The 16620-nt window shown below is 48.7% G+C and carries 20 protein-coding genes, 1 tRNA gene and 1 pseudogene; 10 read left to right on the forward strand and 12 right to left on the reverse strand.

The annotated features are described in order from the left end of the window. The 3 genes from FD01_RS15245 to FD01_RS15255 all read left to right on the forward strand — a co-directional run. On the forward strand, positions 1–1869 hold a 1869-nt coding region (locus tag FD01_RS15245; RefSeq protein WP_056965202.1), incomplete at its 5' end, for an EAL domain-containing protein. An 83-nt stretch (positions 1870–1952) separates the two neighbouring features. Beyond that, on the forward strand, positions 1953–2630 hold the full coding sequence (locus tag FD01_RS15250; RefSeq protein ID WP_054717722.1) for an EAL domain-containing protein: 678 nt from the start codon (positions 1953–1955) through the stop codon (positions 2628–2630). Positions 2631–2761: 131 nt separating this feature from the next. Then, entirely contained in the window at positions 2762–3190 is a 429-nt protein-coding gene (locus FD01_RS15255; protein ID WP_054717726.1) for a MarR family winged helix-turn-helix transcriptional regulator, read from the forward strand. On the opposite strand, the gene FD01_RS15260 is transcribed toward FD01_RS15255, so the two are convergent. Next, positions 3180–3476, reverse strand: coding sequence for a hypothetical protein (locus FD01_RS15260; RefSeq protein WP_054717730.1), 297 nt, complete (start codon positions 3474–3476; stop codon positions 3180–3182). The two genes, FD01_RS15255 and FD01_RS15260, sit on opposite strands and share 11 nt — an antisense overlap. Positions 3477–3479: 3 nt before the next feature. Continuing rightward, positions 3480–4241 carry an alpha/beta hydrolase gene (locus tag FD01_RS15265; protein WP_056965205.1) on the reverse strand — a complete coding sequence of 254 codons (762 nt, stop codon included), beginning with the start codon at positions 4239–4241 and terminating at the stop codon, positions 3480–3482. A 73-nt stretch (positions 4242–4314) separates the two neighbouring features. Between FD01_RS15265 and FD01_RS15270 the strand changes: the two genes are divergently transcribed. Then, positions 4315–5187, forward strand: a complete 873-nt coding sequence (locus FD01_RS15270; RefSeq protein ID WP_056965207.1) for an RluA family pseudouridine synthase — start codon at positions 4315–4317, stop codon at positions 5185–5187. Positions 5188–5210: 23 nt separating this feature from the next. Here FD01_RS15270 and FD01_RS15275 read toward each other — a convergent pair whose 3' ends face one another. The 3 genes from FD01_RS15275 to FD01_RS15285 form a co-directional block, all read right to left on the reverse strand. Further along, positions 5211–5702: a universal stress protein gene (locus FD01_RS15275; protein WP_054717736.1), complete on the reverse strand. Its 492-nt coding sequence runs from the start codon at positions 5700–5702 to the stop codon at positions 5211–5213. Between the two features lie 54 nt (positions 5703–5756). Continuing rightward, positions 5757–6032, reverse strand: coding sequence for a hypothetical protein (locus FD01_RS15280; RefSeq protein WP_056965209.1), 276 nt, complete (start codon positions 6030–6032; stop codon positions 5757–5759). Positions 6033–6459: 427 nt separating this feature from the next. After that, positions 6460–7731, reverse strand: a complete 1272-nt coding sequence (locus FD01_RS15285) for a replication-associated recombination protein A (RefSeq protein ID WP_056965211.1) — start codon at positions 7729–7731, stop codon at positions 6460–6462. A 111-nt stretch (positions 7732–7842) separates the two neighbouring features. On the opposite strand from FD01_RS15285, the gene FD01_RS15290 reads away from it, so the two are divergent. Beyond that, positions 7843–9510 carry a hypothetical protein gene (locus FD01_RS15290; RefSeq protein WP_054717739.1) on the forward strand — a complete coding sequence of 556 codons (1668 nt, stop codon included), beginning with the start codon at positions 7843–7845 and terminating at the stop codon, positions 9508–9510. Here the strand turns inward: FD01_RS15290 and FD01_RS15295 are convergent. Next, positions 9487–9888 (reverse strand): helix-turn-helix domain-containing protein, encoded by a 402-nt coding sequence (locus FD01_RS15295; protein ID WP_054717742.1) that lies wholly within the window; start codon positions 9886–9888, stop codon positions 9487–9489. The genes FD01_RS15290 and FD01_RS15295 overlap by 24 nt on opposite strands. A 143-nt stretch (positions 9889–10031) precedes the next feature. Between FD01_RS15295 and FD01_RS15300 the strand changes: the two genes are divergently transcribed. Then, positions 10032–10229: a helix-turn-helix transcriptional regulator gene (locus tag FD01_RS15300; RefSeq protein WP_054717745.1), complete on the forward strand. Its 198-nt coding sequence runs from the start codon at positions 10032–10034 to the stop codon at positions 10227–10229. Positions 10230–10266: 37 nt separating this feature from the next. Here FD01_RS15300 and FD01_RS15305 read toward each other — a convergent pair whose 3' ends face one another. Further along, positions 10267–10704, reverse strand: coding sequence for a DUF1694 domain-containing protein (locus tag FD01_RS15305; RefSeq protein WP_054717748.1), 438 nt, complete (start codon positions 10702–10704; stop codon positions 10267–10269). Positions 10705–10767: 63 nt separating this feature from the next. Here FD01_RS15305 and FD01_RS15310 point away from each other — a divergent pair, with 63 nt between their 5' ends. After that, the gene (locus tag FD01_RS15310) at positions 10768–11364 is read left to right on the forward strand and encodes a DUF1054 family protein (protein ID WP_054717751.1); all 597 of its coding nucleotides are present in this window, start codon (positions 10768–10770) and stop codon (positions 11362–11364) included. Between the two features lie 40 nt (positions 11365–11404). Here FD01_RS15310 and FD01_RS15315 read toward each other — a convergent pair whose 3' ends face one another. The 3 genes from FD01_RS15315 to FD01_RS15325 form a co-directional block, all read right to left on the reverse strand. Further along, a complete protein-coding gene (locus tag FD01_RS15315) occupies positions 11405–12025 on the reverse strand; it encodes a hydrolase (RefSeq protein ID WP_056965213.1) in 621 nt (206 codons plus the stop codon). A 118-nt stretch (positions 12026–12143) separates the two neighbouring features. Further along, complete coding sequence (gene ndk / locus FD01_RS15320; protein WP_054717754.1) at positions 12144–12566, reverse strand: nucleoside-diphosphate kinase; 423 nt, start codon at positions 12564–12566, stop codon at positions 12144–12146. 99 nt (positions 12567–12665) lie between these two features. Further along, complete coding sequence (locus tag FD01_RS15325) at positions 12666–13040, reverse strand: DUF4828 domain-containing protein (RefSeq protein ID WP_054717757.1); 375 nt, start codon at positions 13038–13040, stop codon at positions 12666–12668. A gap of 147 nt (positions 13041–13187) precedes the next feature. On the opposite strand from FD01_RS15325, the gene FD01_RS15330 reads away from it, so the two are divergent. From FD01_RS15330 to FD01_RS16770, 3 genes and pseudogenes are all read left to right on the forward strand, one after another. After that, the gene (locus FD01_RS15330; protein WP_056965215.1) at positions 13188–14165 is read left to right on the forward strand and encodes a Gfo/Idh/MocA family protein; all 978 of its coding nucleotides are present in this window, start codon (positions 13188–13190) and stop codon (positions 14163–14165) included. Between the two features lie 6 nt (positions 14166–14171). After that, positions 14172–15440 carry a DEAD/DEAH box helicase gene (locus tag FD01_RS15335; protein ID WP_056965217.1) on the forward strand — a complete coding sequence of 423 codons (1269 nt, stop codon included), beginning with the start codon at positions 14172–14174 and terminating at the stop codon, positions 15438–15440. A gap of 20 nt (positions 15441–15460) precedes the next feature. After that, positions 15461–15883 (forward strand): annotated as a pseudogene (locus tag FD01_RS16770) (DUF3284 domain-containing protein). A gap of 111 nt (positions 15884–15994) precedes the next feature. Here FD01_RS16770 and FD01_RS15345 read toward each other — a convergent pair. Beyond that, positions 15995–16068: transfer RNA gene (locus tag FD01_RS15345), tRNA-Arg, on the reverse strand. Between the two features lie 128 nt (positions 16069–16196). Next, entirely contained in the window at positions 16197–16526 is a 330-nt protein-coding gene (locus tag FD01_RS15350) for a DsrE family protein (protein ID WP_054717763.1), read from the reverse strand. Positions 16527–16620 lie beyond the last annotated feature (94 nt).

Consider the following 16620-nt stretch of genomic DNA (forward strand, 5'->3'; position numbering starts at 1 on the left):
AAGGCGCAACAACCTGGAGGGGTTGAACAACCAAGCGGTACAGTAGGCACGAATGACCCAGGTGATCCATTGGATACAACGGATGACAATACCAACTACGTCCCAGATCCGGATCATGTTTACACAAAGGCGCAACAACCCGGAGGGGTTGAACAACCAAGCGGTACAGTAGGCACGAATGAGCCTCAAGGTGACCCAGGCGATCCATTGGATACAACGGATGACGATACCAACTACGTCCCAGATCCAGATCATGTCTACACGAAGGCGCAACAACCCGGAGGGGTTGAACAACCAAGCGGTACAGTAGGCACGAATGAGCCTCAAGGCGACCCAGGTGATCCATTGGATACAACGGATGACAATACCAACTACGTCCCAGATCCAGATCATGTTTACACCAAGGCGCAACAACCAGACGGCGTGGAAAACATGACGACGACGCCAAGTGGTGATGATGGACGAACAACCACGACAACTCCAAGTGGCAACGATGGACAAACGACCACGACGACAACTCCAAGTGGCAACGATGGACAAACGACCACGACGACAACTCCAAGTGGTAATGATGGTCAAACCACCACAACGACGACTCCAAGTGGGGACAACGGTCAAACGACCACGACGATAATTCCAAGTGGTGATGATGGACAAACGACCACAACGACAACTCCAAGTGGCGACGATGGACAAACGACCACGACGACAACTCCGAGTGGTGACAATGATCAGACACCTGAAACTACAGTCACCACACCAGCAACTGGCAATAATGGCGGCTTAACTACCAATACCAACACAGCAACGCCGATCCAGACCACAACGCCTAATACCGCAGCTGGGACTACCCAATTGCGGACGGGCAATGGTTTAACTGGTCAAACCCCTGCTACGTCAACTACGACCGTCAACCCTGATGGCACCACTAGTCGCACCTTGACTTATGTGGATGCTACTCAAGCACCTGTGGCAACAACTGCGCAAGCTAGTCAAACTCAAACTCCGGCAGCGAATGCGAAGACTCAAACGGTTGATGCAAACAAAGCTGGTATTCCTGATCAGACTGCGACGATCGCCGATCAAGCTAATACACCGGCCGTTGCCAGTCCGGCGGAATCGGTTACCACAGTGGCTAATGTCATTGATGATAACGCTGAGTTAACGCACGGCAACATTTTCATCGCAGGTGGCGCACCTGGGATGGCCGACTACACGTTCTTCTCACAACCAGTGATGGACAGTAGCACCAACTCAGTCGATCACTACGAACTCTTATTGCGGGTTTGGGATTCCAAACAAGGTGGCTGGCACTTACCAGCATCCTTCTCCATCCCAGCGTCCATGGAAGCACACTTAATGGCGCGGGCTGTGGCACAGCTGGATGTGAAGGATATTTCCATCAATTTGACGGATGCCCAGTTTGAAGATCCTGACACGCAAAAGGCAATCACGGATCTGGCCCAGTCAGATGCAGTTGATAGCTTGACAGTTGAATTGGCAACAATTCCTGATAGTGAAGAACTGGCAGCAAACGCGAAGGTCTTCCAAGCAGCCGGCGTGAAAGTCACCTTGGACAATTTGGGCAGCCACACTGATGGCACTCAGTTGGCCAATGCGGCAGATCATGTCGACACTCTGAAAGTTTCCTTGCGCGGCATGCGGCGTGATGGCAACAACTTGACGCAAATGACCAATCAATTGGCAGCATGGCAAAAAGCTGCAGCTGCACACAACGACAGCTTAGAAGTTGAAGGCTTGGAAACGCCTGAAGATTTGGCCATGACCAATGATTTGGGGATCACGGCTGTGCAAGGCTACTACTTCAGCCGACCAGCAATGCCAGGCACGCGTGCTGATTTGATGTAATTGAATCGCGGTAAAAATGAAACTACTCGTAGTTTCATTTTTATTGTAAAATAAAGAAAATGAACCGACTGGGAGGCCCAGTGTTGATCACATACACTTATTTCACACAAGCTATCGTTGACAGTACCACGCAAGAACCGGCGGGATACGAAATGTTGTTGCGGGCTTGGAATGCTGAACAAAACGCTTGGTTGCTCCCGCATGATTTCGAGATCACCGTCAAAATGCAAATGCGGATGATGCGGCACGTGTTACGGAACCTGCCGAACAAAAATGTGTCCATCAACTTGACGGCTAAGCAATTCGCCGCCCAAGATACCATGCAACAGTTGATCACGTTTGCCAGTCGTGCGCGTGATCTCGGCAATTTGACCGTCGAGTTGACGCAAGCCCCGACGCTTGAAGAAGTGCAAACCATCGGGCAACAATACCGTGAAGCCGGAATTGGCTTGGCGCTAGATGATGTCGGCACGGATCTGGATGATTTTGAACTAATCAAACAATTGGCACCGCATGTGGATATGATGAAATATGCGTTGCAAAATACGCGCGATTTAGGGCGCGAGGCTGAAGCGCCAACCGATATTCCGCGCTGGAAACAATTAGCTGATGACAGCGGGGTTGATTTTACACTAGAAGGCATCGAGTCATTTAAAGACGTGCAATTGGCGCATCATCTAGGCATCAACTGGCTGCAAGGATTTTACTTCTCGCGCCCAGCTGAAAAAGTGCAAACATCACAAGACATTCCGCTACCATAGCTAGACAAAGAGGCAAGTTCACGATGGACTTGCTTTTTTGTTTCCCTTTTTCAGGCGATTGGGGGGCAAAGACTTGCGTTGGCAATACTTGTCCACTAAACTATTAAGCATTGAAACTATAGGAGGACCTTATGGAATTAGAAAACGAGCACAGTGTGGTTGAAGCACTGTATCGCTTGAACACCTTGAATCAAGGCCATGTGTTAGCCAAATTGCGGGAGTTGAGTTTGACGATCCATCAAGCTCGTAGCTTATCGTTTATCGCCAAGCATCCCCAAACAAGCCAAAAAAAGCTGGCAGATTATTTAGGCAAACAAGATGCGACGGTGACCAACTTGGTGAAAGTCCTGGAACAACGGGATTTGGTGTCTCGCGTGGTAGTGCCTGGCAATGAACGCCAAAAAGCCGTGTCCTTAACTGCCAAAGGCCAAGCTTTGGTGGTTAAGATCCACGGCGTTTTCCATGATCGGGAAGCTGCAGTTGAACAATTGTTGAGCACTGACGAAACGACGCAACTGTTAAACTTGTTGCATCGCTTATCCCGAGAACTTAACGCATGATCAACGAATTGATCCCAGCATAGTTCAAATAATATAAGAAGGCTAATAACCCATTGCCGATAAAAGAAATCACGATCAAGGCAAAAGGTAAGGTGAAGACATGTGACCAAGTGTCAAAGTTGAACCGTCCTTTGCGCCGACCGCGATAGCCGAAGACAAAGATCAACAAAATAATCGTGAAGATGATTTGTAGACCTAAACCTAAAACAGTTGGCAAGCTGCCTTGACGGGTCAAATACAGCCCACCAAATGCGAGGACATCGATGATCAAGCTGAGAAATGGCATCCGTTAACTCCTTAATAAATGGTAGTTGAAAAAGTCAATGGTGTTGGGCATCGCCAACTCGGTATATCCGCGGGCATGATGATGCCCAGGCATCACTTGAATGGTGACGCTTTGCCCGAGTCCGGCGGCTTTACCTTGAAAACGCAAGGCGTGCGATAGTGGGGCGAGTTCTTGTTGGCTGTTGCAGATCAACGTTGGCGCCAGATTTTGATTTAACCCCACCAAAGGATCGGCTTGGGCCAACAAGTCTGGATCCAATGCCCCTAAATAAGCTTGTAACACATATTTATAAAAGGCGGCATCAACGACAGGCTTTGGACCAGTGGCAGCCACTGCAGCGCGAATCGTGGTGTGTTCGGCTAACCACGATGAAAAATCGAGTAAGGGACTCCAGGCTACTGTGGGATAATGGCCGGCTTCATTTTGCATTAAGGCCATCGTCGCGCCTGCTGATGCGCCGAACAAGCCGATGCGATCACGATCGAATTCGTAGTTTGAATTTTTCAGCCAGGCACACGCATTGGCCAAATCATTCGGCGCATCAGGAAACCGGTGTACTGGCGATAAGCGATAATTAGGGATCGCCACCAAGTATCCGGCAGCGGCCAATTGTTCGCCGATTTCAGCATCTTTATGTTTATCGCCACGGATCCAACCGCCGCCATGCACATAAATGATCAAGGCGTGATTGGGCTGATCGGGAACATATAGATCCATTTTTTGTAAGGCATCGTTACCATACGCAACGTCGCGCAATTCTGACATATTAAGACCCTCCACAATAAATTAATTATACCGCGAGGGCACTTTTTAGACCAACCGTCTTAAGGAGGAGAAAATGCGATTTCGCTTTACAACCACAGCAACTCACGCGACCACGATCAAAATGGCTTTGGCGGCAGAAGGGGTCAGCCACCGATTATTAAAAAAGTTATTTGAAGCGCATTTGGTGTGGGTCGATCAACGTCCAGTCACGCACAACCGTGAAATAAAAAAAGGGACAGTGGTCCGCTTTGAACTGCCAGATGAAGGGAAGGTGACGCCATCGGCCAAACCGCTGAGCATTGTCAAAGACCTCGACAATTGGTTACTCATCAATAAACCTGCCGGGCTTTCCAGCGTGCCAGGTCCAAGTTCACCGGATGACTCGGTTTTAAATCGCGCGGCCAATTGGTTGCATGCTCAAGGCTTCGATCATCCCCAACCAGCGATCATCACCAGACTCGATCGCGATACCACTGGCTTAGTCTTAGTCGCCAAGCATCCTTTTGCCCAAGGGCGCTTGGATGCCCTAGGGGTCAATGCCCAACTGACCAAACATTATTTGGCAGTGGTTTCAGGGCACTTGCCACACAGCGGTCGCATCGATGCACCTTTAGCCAAAGCCGCCGATGGCATTCATCGAGAGGTCAATGCTGAGGGCCAATCAGCCATCACCGATTATGCAGTCGTGGCGCAAGGCGAGCAAAATGCCTTGGTCCGAGTCCATTTATTGACTGGGCGCACGCATCAAATACGCGCGCATTTTGCCCATATTGGCCATCCAGTCGTGGGGGATGCGCTGTATGGCGGTGATCTCAGTCAATTTCAGGTCCAGTTGTTACAAGCCAGTGAACTGACCTTTCAAGATCCATTTACTGACCAACAAGTTCAAGCGCAACTGCCAATGCCTGTAGCTTGGCAAAAGGCCATTAAAAAAACCGGAAACTGATTTCCGGTTTTTTTGATGCCTATTTATTTCGTTGGCTTTGGTTTCTTGGTTGACGCTAAAGCAGGTTTGTTTTGTAAATCGGTACGTACCACTAAGACATCGCAAGTGGCATTGCGGGTGACATATTCGGTGACACTGCCGATCAACAAACGTTCTACGGCATTTAACCCAGTGGCACCGATCATGATCAAATCAATATTGTGTTGTTTGGGCATGTCGCGGGCGATGATGGTTTTTGGTGCGCCATATTCAATGGTGTAGCTGACTTTTTGCAAACCAGCATCTTTAGCTTGTTGCATGTATTTTTCCATGGTTTGCTTCGCGGTTTCGGTGACTTGTTCGACCATGGCGGAGTCAAAACTGGACACGTTTTGAAACGCGCGGGTGTCGACGGTGTGCACCATAAACAATTCCCCGTCGTTACGCTTGGCAACGGCAATGGCTTTTTCAAAAGCGAGTTCGGATTCGTAAGAGCCGTCGATCGCAACCAAAATGTGTTTGTATTGTTGTAACATGTCTATCACCTCTTAACTTCATTATAAGCCATTCAAGCACTTTGTGAAAGCCGTTTACATATTGAGATATTTGGGTAAACTAGCGCCAAGCAACCCGCCGGCGATCGCACCTAAAATCAAGCCGGCCATTTGCAACCAAGTGTTGGGCACAAAAGCGGCAACCACGGCGATCAAGCCGGCGATGATCAAGAGTAAGGCATAGTTGAATAAAATTTTGGCCAGTTTTTCTGGGACTTGTTTCAAGGTTAAAAAGTTGTGTTGGCGGTGCGCCAGTAAGTACCCGGCTAAAGCAAATAATACCAGTGCGTAGATCAACATGATGATGGTCATAATAAGCTCCTTTGGCATTCGTTCTTCTTCATTGTACCTGCTGGGTTGAATGCGCGCAATTCACGACAAAAATGACGACACAAAAAAACCGGCCGAAGCCGGCTAAGTCGCAAAGACTTAATGAAAGGCTAGTAGTACCGTTCTCTTCCCGTTCTGTTGAAACCCGCTAATAAGCAAGTGGGTCCAAACGTCCAAGGCGTTAGCGATTCAGTGATAGAATCGCACGGCATTGGGCTCTGATGGTCCCAAGGTCTCGAAACTGTTCGGTCAACTGAATTATGGGAAGCGCGCATACCTTAGGTGACTTCCATGGTTAAATCATAGCATGATAGTGCTTGAGATGCAAGTGCCCAGCTGCTCTCAAAACAGCGCAGGGTCAACGTTGGTAGCGCTGTTTTTACAACCACTAACGCTGACAAAAGTCAAATTACCGCCCTTGAAGTTTGCGCAACTGGGCCAGGCGTTGCGCCAAGGCTTGTTCGTATTTGCCTGTCGTTTTAGGCGTGTAGTATTGCCGATCGCGCAAGGTTTCTGGCAAGTAGTCTTGTTTGACCCAATCCCCTGGATAGTCATGAGGAAATTTGTAATCAACGCCGTGACCTAACGCTGCGGCGCCTTTGTAATGGGCATCTTTTAAGGCATCTGGAATCGCACCTGAATGGCCAGCCTTGATATCAGCGAGGGCGGCATCGATGGCATCAATGGCAGTATTTGATTTTGGCGCCAAGCACAAATCAATGACGGCATTGGCTAACGGAATGCGACCTTCTGGCAAACCCAGTCGTTCTGCAGCTTGAATCGCCGTTAAGGTGCGGTTAGCGGTTTGGGGATTGGCTAAGCCGATATCTTCATATGCGATCACCAACAGTCGGCGCAAAATGCTTGGTAAATCGCCAATCGTGATCAACCGTGCCAAATAATGCAAGGCTGCATCCACGTCTGATCCACGAATGCTTTTTTGAAAGGCAGAGATCAAATCATAATGCGCATCACCATCTGAGTCACCATCGATGGCGCGTTGTTGCAAGCATTGATGCATGATCTCATCGGTGATCGTGATGTGACCGTCGACTTCAGGCGTGGACAAAACGGCAAGCTCCAGGGCATTTAACGCTGAGCGTAAGTCGCCATTGGTGGCATGGGTCAAAAATTCTCGCGCCTTAGGTTGCAAGTCGACAGGGTATTGCCCTAAGCCGCGCGTTTTATCCGCCAATGCTCGCGTCACCGCTTGATCGATGTCTTCAGCAGTTAATGGAAACACTTGAAAAATCTGGGTCCGGCTGCGAATGGCAGGCAAGATGCTCATGTAAGGATTTTCCGTTGTCGCGCCAACTAAAACGATGCGACCAGATTCCAAATGCGGGAGTAAAAAGTCCTGTTTGGTTTTATCCAAGCGGTGAATTTCATCTAATAATAAAATCACGGTGCCGGACATTTTGGCTTCTTCAGCCACAATTTGCAGATCTTTTTTGGTATCGGTGGCGGCATTCAACGTGCGAAACGCGTATTTGGTGGTACCGGCAATGGCGCTGGCGATACTGGTTTTGCCAGTACCAGGTGGGCCATACAAGATCATTGAGCTGAGGCGCAAGGCCTGAACCATGCGCCGGATGATTTGGCCTTGGCCGACTAAGTGCTGTTGGCCCACGACTTCATCCAAATTTTTCGGACGCATGCGAAAAGCAAGCGGTTGTTGCATGGAATCGCTCCTTTGAGGATTTTTTTCCATCATAGCACACTGGCGCAAACTTGCATGTTAGGGTCAGCGTGTTACGATAAGATGACAATGTAAAAAAGGCGGATGAGCAGTTTGTATGACTACGGAAAAATGATCGATCAACTGAATTTGGTGGGGCTGCTACCGCAAACGCAACTGAAAATGACTGTACAATTAGGCCCGAAAACAGCCAAGCTCCCCAAATCACCTTACTGGCGAGCACAAGGGGACCATTTGCAGGTGACGCTGCCTTGGTCCAGCGATTTGCGCCAAACCACGCGCTTATTGTCTGCAGTTTTTGTGACCCTTGAGCGCTTAGGACAAAATACTGAGTTAGGGCAAAATCCGTTTACCTTGACTTGGGTCTTGCCAGAAGCCTTTATCCACACGGCTTTTGAAGTGATTGCAGACACTAAAAATGCGCCGAAGTATCCGGAATTTCACAATGGCTGGTATTTGCGTGAAAGCTTGGCCTGGGGAAAAGTGCAACCGCAACTCCAACACAAGTTTGGTGTGGCTCATGGGTTTGACTTGACCTTGTTAGGGGAAAATGTTGAAACCAATGGCATCGTCGGCTTGCAAATGGGGTCAGTCCCGATTTTGGCCAATACATCAACTGGCAGTCAAACTACCAGCTTATTGTGGCTGCAAGCGGCACTTTGGGGTGTGCTCGGGAATACTTTACCAGATAAATTAGCCGATTGGGGCACACCGCGGATTTTAGATCCTGAATCTGTTCGCGTGATCCAAGGCATGCAAGCAGGCTTGCGGCGTCAGATCCAAGCGTCTGATGATGGGGTGCACTTAGCCGGTTTCCCCCAATTAAATCTGGATGCGCAATTGTTGTTGAGTGCGGCGTTAAAATTAGGCAAAAAAATCGCCGTGCTCGATGACACGACGCCAGTTTTACAAATTGAGGATCAAATCATTGCTGCTGGAGGCCTTGGCAATTCGTATTCTGCGACGCGGCTGGCGGAATCCAAGCCTGCCACTAAAGCCATTTTGGCGGCGCATCATTTGCCGACACCACCTGGGGCCATTTACACCAATTTACCGCAAGCTTTACATGATTTTCATACCAGTTTTGCCCAAAAAGCGATCGCGATCAAACCGACCATAGGGCGTGATGGTCAAGGCGTGCGCGTCTTTATGTTACCGCCAAGCGTTGATGAATTTCGCCAAGCCTTCACTCAAGCACTGCAATTTGGCCCGGTGTTAATTGAAGCGTATGCCAAAGGCGCAGCTTATCGCTTGTTTGTCCAAAACCAGCAAGTCGTCGCAGCAATGGAATTGACGCCAGCCAATGTGGTCGGCGATGGTCGACGCAGTATCGCAGCTTTGGTCAGCCATAAAAACTTACGTCGGCCGATCGCTTGGCAACCCGTTGTGTTAGACGAACCTGCTCAAGCAATGTTAGCTGCGCAAGGGGTCACCGCCGATCAAGTGGTGCCACGCGGTCATCAAGTTTTACTGCGTGCAACCTCTAACACCCGGTTTGGCGCCGATGGTTATGATGTGACTGATGATTTGGACGACGGGTACAAAACCTTGGCGGTGAAAGCAGTGCAAGCGTTAGGCTTGGACATTGCAGGGGTGGATATGGTGATCGCCAATTTATATCGAGCTTACGATCCTGAAAAACCCGGCTTAGCTGATATTTTAAGTGTGACTGGCACGCCTGCCATTTGGCCGCATGCCGTCGCGCAAATGGGAACCAAACGGGATTTAGCCACCAGTTTATTGACCCGTATGTTTAACTGAGTCAGGTGTGAGGGCGCGCGCCACGTTTAACGTGCCAGCTAAGGATTCGCGCAATACCTTACGTTGATTGCCGGATAATTTTTGGCCGGCTAACGTGGGTTGACTGGCACCATCATCGAGTTCTGATAATAAATGGGCCAACTGCGTGTCGACATCGGCGATCATTGGGGTGGCGCGATGTTCAGTTCGCCCTAAAAGGTAGTCCAATGACACACTGAAGTAGTCTGCTAAGCGGCGTTTGGTGTCATCGTCAGGTTCGCGGACGCCTTGTTCATAGGAAGAATATGCGGATGCTGAAATCCCCAAAGACTGGGCCAAGTCAACTTGACGTAAGCCTTTGTGTTCAGTCCGAAGTTGTTTTAAGCGTTCTGCGTTCATAAAAAAATTCACCTCATTATTGTTAGCTTACAGCACAATTTGTATAGTTGAAAGAAAACCACAATTAGGGCATTTTTAAGTTGACGTTGCACTAATTGTGACGTAGGTTTGTAGTAAGCGGATACGAGATTGGAGTGAACCGGATGCGCGATTGGCTGATCGCGAAGCGCAAAGCCCAAGGGATGACCCAGCGGGAATTCGCTTCACTGTTAGGAATTCCGGTGAGTACGCTAGCTGCCTATGAACAAGCGGCGCGCACACCGACAGTTGCCCGGGCCAAGGCCTTGGCGAAGAAGTTAAATGTTGCATGGGAACAATTCTTCGATCCGAATCATCAATGACAAACTGGCTAGTGCGTTTGCACTAGCCAGTTTTGCGTTAGGAGAAACGATCAAACCAGTGGTGTTTAGTGGTCTTAGGGTCAGATTGCTGGATCGGCAACGCAATGTTTTCACGGTTGATGGCTTGAAGGTTTACCACCAGCAAGAAAAAGCGCTTGGGATCAAGGCTTGCCGTGTCATCGTTGAGTAAGGTAAACGCTAGGCCTTGTGCTTTGATGGCTTTCATGTAAGGCGCCGTTTTGGAAACATCCACCTTGCCATTGAGCAATACTTTATAAGTCGGGTCTTTTGCGTAGGGTTTTAATGCCGCCACAAAGGCTGGCAACGTGGTGTCAGCGGCTAATTCTTGATTGGTGATCGCTAAAGCCACGCGTTCTCGCAGTGAGCCTAAATATAGGCGCCGTTGGTCTGGTAAGGTTTGCGGATTGCCGTTGAGTTGCTGCATCAAACGGTCAGTTGGATCTTGTTCTGCCAAGGTGTTCTCCTTCATGTGGTATCATATACTCAGATTGTAACACGTCGTCTAGGAGGTTTGTAGATGTTTGAGGAAACCGATTTCAATGTCTTTGATGACCCAACTTTATCCGGACGGTTGACCCGCATTCGCCAGGACTTAGATCCTAAATTTGAACAAGCCGGAGTCCAGCTTATGCAACACGCTTTTGCGCAGGAGCTTCCACCATTGACCGTACACATTGCCAAACATGCTCGCCGCCATAAAAATCCGCCAGTCGACACTTGGTTGGCGTTGTCCACCAGTGCCCGCGGTTACAAAATGTTGCCTCATATTGAATTAGGCTTTTGGAATGACCGGTTATTTTTATGGGTGGCAGTATTACAAGAAGCGAAAACTGACTGGCCGGAGCTTTCAACTTTAACGCCACTAGCCTTGTCCCTGGATGCTAGTTTTGAACTGTCGGGTGATCATACAGCACAAAATGCGGCGCTTCCTTTGACTGTAGCAAATTTATCCGCGCAAACCACACGCTATCAAACGGTCAAACGTGGGGAATGGCTGATCGGCAAAACTTATTTACGCACTGATCCGTTATGGCAAACGCCAACAGCATTATGGGCGGACGTTTTGGCCCGTTTTGATCGATTACTCCCGATTTATCACCAATTATTAAAATAAAAATGGTGTCCAGCTGATTGCAGTTGGACACCATTTTTGCTTAATCATAGGAAACAAAGTCGCCGGCTTGGACTAAAGCTTGAACAAAATCCGGTACCGTTTCAGTTCGATTCCAGTCGCGCTGCCATTCACAAGCCAGTTGGGCGTTCGTGATCAATTGGGCGCCGGCTTGTTGAATGCGGCGCAGCGCGGTTTCATGGGCGATCGTACTGGTGCCCCCAACCGCATCGACGACGGGATAGACATCATAACCTGACTGCAACGCATCCAACGTTGGAAAGGCTAGGCAGGCTTCCGTCCACAAGCCGACGATTACCAAGTTGGTGCGGCCAGTAGCGCTGACTGCTTCAACAAAATCTTTATCTTCCCAGGCATTGATATTGGTGCGATCATAGCTTACGATGCCAGGCATCAGCTTTTTAAGGGCTGGGATCGTATCGGCATTACGGCCTGATTCGACATTCACTGTGGATAAGACGATCGGGACTTGAAAACTTTGCGCGAGTTGAATCGTCATCGCCACATTTTTGATCAAAGTGGGATGCGGGATGCTTTGAATCGAATTGATCTGGGTAGGTTGGTAATCAATGACCAACAAAGCGGCGTTTTCTGGGGTCAATAAGTTGTCAGTGCGCGGATCGCGTCTTGGAAAGCTCGTCATAAGATTCCTCCATTAAAGTCGATTGTAGCTGCCAACGCCCAAAGGCTACACCCGAATCGTCTAAAAGGGAAATTTGAAGCAAAAAAACACCGTCGAATGCGATCGACGGTGTTCAAGACTATAGTTCAGGGAACCAGATTTTGATTTCACGCGCAGCACTTTCAGGTGAATCAGAGGAGTGCACCACGTTTTTGATCGGCTGTGTGCCCCAAGCGCGACCAAAGTCACCGCGGATGGTGCCAGGCATGGCGTCTTCTGGCTTAGTTGGGCCAACCATTTTCCGAAATGAGTTGATGACGTCAACGCCAGTCGCAACGATCGCCACCATTGGCGTTTCCATCATAAACGCTTCGATGCCAGGATAAAATGGCTTGTCAACCAGTTGGGCATAGTGCGCTTGCAACAATTCAGGCGTTGCTTGGATCACTTTCAACGCCGTGATCGTGTAGCGACGGTTTTCCAAACGCGTGATCACATCCCCGATATGACCGGATTTAACCCCATCTGGCTTGACTAAGATCAATGTTGATTCTTCTGACATAACGTCCTCCTCAAAACTTCAGTACCTCCAGTTTACATTTTTGCGACAATTATTGCCAGTAGTTACAGAAAATCCGCGACGACAAAAAAGCCGACTGGGTTAGTCGGCTTGAGGAGTGTCACTTGAAGTTTGGGGATGGAGGATGCGATAAGTGGCGGCTTCTGCTTCGTCATAAACTGATTCTGGACCGTTGGGGCCATTGGTGATGATCAGTTCATAACCATAATGATCTAAAAACGTTAACTTTTCGGTGCTAATGCCAGTGACATGGCCTGGCAACACGCGACCGTCGATTTTAATGTCGAGTTCTGGGCTGATGCTCAATTGATGTGATTTGGTGGTGACTTCATCTAAAAACCCGAAGTTGCCGGTGTAGGTTTGGGCGAGAGCCAATGCCGGATTTGCTTTGGGCTTGTGCAGATGATCGACCATTTGCGTTAAACTGCGCATAAAATTGTGAACTGGTCTGGCCATTTGCCTTGCCTCCTGAAAAGATTGATTATCTGCTTTCATCATAACACGAAGTTTTGCGCAAACTGATTACAAATGGCTGACACTATTAAGACAAATCAGGTGAAACTTTGTTATGATAGAGATAATACCACGAAAGAAGGGGTTGCCATGTTATTGGGGACAATCGGCACCAATTGGATCACCAAGCAGTTTATTGAAGCCGCAGAGTTGACTGGCCAGTTGCAATTGGCAGCGGTTTATTCACGCCACGCTGATACTGGAGCGTCGCTAGTTGATGCTTTCGGTCATGGACAAGTGTATACCAATATGCAGGCTTTTTTAGCCAGTGATGTTGATGTGGTGTATATTGCCAGCCCTAATGCTTTGCATGCCCAACAAGCCATCGCCGCGATCAATGCGGGCAAGCATGTCTTAGTGGAAAAACCATTGGTGACCCACCCGAGTCAACTGGCTGATTTGCAACACGCTTTAGATGCACATCCAGAGGTGATGCTGTTTGAAGCGATGCGTCAGTTATACGATCCTAACTTCGCGGTGATCAAAGATGTCATCGCCAAGCATCCCGTCAGCGGGGCGACGCTCACTTATATGAAGTATTCGTCACGCTATGATGCCTACTTGGCTGGTGAAAATCCCAATATTTTCACCACCAAATTTGCTGGCGGGGCGCTGATGGATCTGGGGGTGTATCTCGTCGGCTCGGCCGTGGCTTGGTTTGGCAAGCCGCAAAGCGCGACTTATTTGCCGCATCTCTTAGCCAGTGGTGTGGACGGCGATGGGGTCGCACGCTTGGCTTATCCTGATTTTGACGTTGTGTTGCGTATGGGTAAAACGACCAATGCCTACACGACGTCAGAAATTTACTTCGGCCGTGACACGTTAAGTTTCGATTCACCCGGAGAGCTGAACGACTTGCGCTGGCTAGCTACTGACCAAACTCAACAGTTATCGGTGCCACATGCCGATAACCCGATGGTGGAAGAAGCGAACTTTTTTGCCCGGGTGTTAAGTGAACATGACACCGCGGCCTTTCAGCGCCAATGGACTTTAGCCAAACAGATCCATACCGTGATGGGGGATCTGCGCCAAGGCACCGATTTAATTTTTGAAATGGATCCAAAATAGGAGAATATATTGATAGCAGAAGCGTTTCGCCCACTGTGGCAAGAAGCTGGTTTTGATCAGCCGACTCAGATTCAAGATGCGGTTTACCAACCGCTAAAAAACGATGTCAATGTCGTTGGCTTAGCCCCCACTGGTTCGGGGAAAACGTTAGCCTTTGGGTTGCCGTTATTAGAAAAACTGGTCCCAGGTGATGGCATTCAATTGTTGATTTTATCGCCATCACAAGAACTGGCGATTCAAACGCGCAATGTGTTGCAACCATATGCCAAGGCTGTGGGGTTGCGCGTGATCGGCGTGACGGGTAATGCCAATGTCAAACGCCAAAAAGAACAATTAAAGACGCACCCTGAAGTGGTGGTCGGCACGGCTGGCCGCTTAGTCGAGTTGGCCAATGCTGGCACGTTGAAGTTACATACGCTGCAAACCATTGTGGTCGATGAAGCAGATGAATTGTTGCGCGAACCAGGTCTTGACCAAGTGCGAGCGTTGACCATGGCAAGTCCAGCTGACACGCAAATGGGCTTTTTCTCAGCAACGGCTAGTCCGATGTTGTCAGAACTGGATAAATGGTTTGGCATTGAAGCGCAAACCATCGATGTGCGTAAAACTGATCACACGCAAGGGGTGGTGCAGCACTTATTTGTCCAAACCGATAACGCTTACCGCGTGGAATGGTTACGGGCATTAGCGCATTTGGATGATTTTCAAGCCTTGGTCTTTTTTAACAACAATGGCCAGTTGGAAAAAGTGGCTAGCATTTTACATCACCAAGCGGTTAAATATGCCGTGTTGTCGCGTAACGATCGCAGTATCAACCGTGCCAATGCGTTAGCAGCCTTTCGCAAGCACAAAGTCACGCTGTTGTTGGTGACCGACTTGGCCGGGCGGGGCTTGGACTTGAAAAAGCTTCCAGCAGTGGTCAATTATGGGGCGCCAAAGCGGGCTGAGGCCTATATCCATCGTGCTGGCAGGACTGGTCGAATGGGCAATTCCGGCTATGTGGTGACGTTAGGTGATGATCATGATCGGCGCGACTTAAAGAAGTTAGTGCCGCAATATGATTTACGCCGCGGCTACTTGGTGGATGGTAAGCTGACCACTGAAGCACCTAAAGCAAAACCAAAAGTTGAAACGCCAAAGGCTGCGCCAAGCGTTGAACAATCGACTTTTGAGCGGAAACCACGCAAGGCAGCGCCAACGCCAAAGCCAGTCGTCAAACATAAGAAAAAACGGCTACGCGATCGCAAGAATAAAGGCAAACACGTCGCCAAATAGCAGACCCGGGGGGATCATCAATGAAATTAACCAAAACGCTGGATTGTCCAGCAAGCTATTTTTACACCAAAGTGATCGATTCAGTTTTATATGATATCAAACAAAATACTGGCGAAACCTTGAAGCCAGCAGCCTTGTAAGGGTATGAATATAAAAAAATGGTCGGCGGCAAAATGAACGCCCGTATTAAGATCACCAAAAATGTGGTGAACCGGGCCTATGCGTTTGAAACTGAAATGACCAGTGGCAACTATTCAGTGGCTTACGATATTCAAGAAACGCAAGATGGCAAAGTCCAAGTGACCTATCAAGAGGGTAGTCAGTTCAACAGCATGATGCGCGATTTCAACCAGAAGTTGATGATGCTGTTATTAGGGCACAGTCGCAAAAAGTCCTTGATTCAAATGCTTGAACAAATTGCGGCCAGTTATCATCAAGCCTAATGTGGTCATGAATTAACTAGATAAATAAAATAGCAGAACATCGTCGCTTAGCAAGCAAGCTCGAAGTTCTGCTATTTTAGTGGACAAAATCGAATTGTTGTTGGCTCAAAATGCAGCAGGTGAGACTCGAACTCACTACCTACAGTTTAGGAAACTATTGCTCTATCCAGGTGAGCTACTGCTGCAAGACTTTATTAATTATACGGTGTGGTAGCTGGTCATGCAACAATGATCCGTATACAATGTCCAACAACCCACGTTGAAGTTTATAAAATTGCAAAAAAAGACGCCTGGTTTTACCCAGGCGCAACGGTCATGGTTTAATGTAAGCAAAGCCAGCTTGTTGACGCTTGACCAGTTCAACCACACCGGAAGGGACGACTTCAAGGCCACCTTGCAGTTGATCTTGAGCGAGGCCGCGTTGGCGTAAGGAATTGGCACACACGGCGATGTCCACGTCCCGTGCGAGTAAACATAGATCGATGTCACTGTCACTGGTTGCTTGGCTTACCGCTTCACCATTGATCAAAATCTCAACGCTTGAGTTATCACCTTGCGCTTGGAGCCACTCTTGGTAATGTTGCACGTTACTCAACAACACTGGCCACTTACTTGGTTCATCAATATGAAAGATCACGTCCATCAACAATGCCCCCTGATCGATTTGCCTCAATCATAGCATACCTGGATTATTCACCTCGGTATTTGGGACATGAAATCGCATCTGGCCGGTCTGA

The sequence above is a fragment of the Lacticaseibacillus manihotivorans DSM 13343 = JCM 12514 genome (assembly GCF_001435035.1).
GTDB lineage: Bacteria > Bacillota > Bacilli > Lactobacillales > Lactobacillaceae > Lacticaseibacillus > Lacticaseibacillus manihotivorans.

Bases quoted from the DNA above. Each gene is read 5' to 3' on its own strand.
- FD01_RS15315 (WP_056965213.1), bottom strand. From the start codon at position 12,025: ATGACGAGCTTTCCAAGACGCGATCCGCGCACTGACAACTTATTGACC.
- FD01_RS15330 (WP_056965215.1), top strand. From the start codon at position 13,188: ATGTTATTGGGGACAATCGGCACCAATTGGATCACCAAGCAGTTTATT.
- FD01_RS15265 (WP_056965205.1), bottom strand. From the start codon at position 4,241: ATGTCAGAATTGCGCGACGTTGCGTATGGTAACGATGCCTTACAAAAA.
- FD01_RS15295 (WP_054717742.1), bottom strand. From the start codon at position 9,888: ATGAACGCAGAACGCTTAAAACAACTTCGGACTGAACACAAAGGCTTA.
- FD01_RS15275 (WP_054717736.1), bottom strand. From the start codon at position 5,702: ATGTTACAACAATACAAACACATTTTGGTTGCGATCGACGGCTCTTAC.
- ndk (WP_054717754.1), bottom strand. From the start codon at position 12,566: ATGTCAGAAGAATCAACATTGATCTTAGTCAAGCCAGATGGGGTTAAA.
- FD01_RS15255 (WP_054717726.1), top strand. From the start codon at position 2,762: ATGGAATTAGAAAACGAGCACAGTGTGGTTGAAGCACTGTATCGCTTG.
- FD01_RS15260 (WP_054717730.1), bottom strand. From the start codon at position 3,476: ATGCCATTTCTCAGCTTGATCATCGATGTCCTCGCATTTGGTGGGCTG.
- FD01_RS15325 (WP_054717757.1), bottom strand. From the start codon at position 13,040: ATGGCCAGACCAGTTCACAATTTTATGCGCAGTTTAACGCAAATGGTC.
- FD01_RS15270 (WP_056965207.1), top strand. From the start codon at position 4,315: ATGCGATTTCGCTTTACAACCACAGCAACTCACGCGACCACGATCAAA.
- FD01_RS15285 (WP_056965211.1), bottom strand. From the start codon at position 7,731: ATGCAACAACCGCTTGCTTTTCGCATGCGTCCGAAAAATTTGGATGAA.
- FD01_RS15300 (WP_054717745.1), top strand. From the start codon at position 10,032: ATGCGCGATTGGCTGATCGCGAAGCGCAAAGCCCAAGGGATGACCCAG.
- FD01_RS15350 (WP_054717763.1), bottom strand. From the start codon at position 16,526: ATGGACGTGATCTTTCATATTGATGAACCAAGTAAGTGGCCAGTGTTG.
- FD01_RS15280 (WP_056965209.1), bottom strand. From the start codon at position 6,032: ATGACCATCATCATGTTGATCTACGCACTGGTATTATTTGCTTTAGCC.
- FD01_RS15310 (WP_054717751.1), top strand. From the start codon at position 10,768: ATGTTTGAGGAAACCGATTTCAATGTCTTTGATGACCCAACTTTATCC.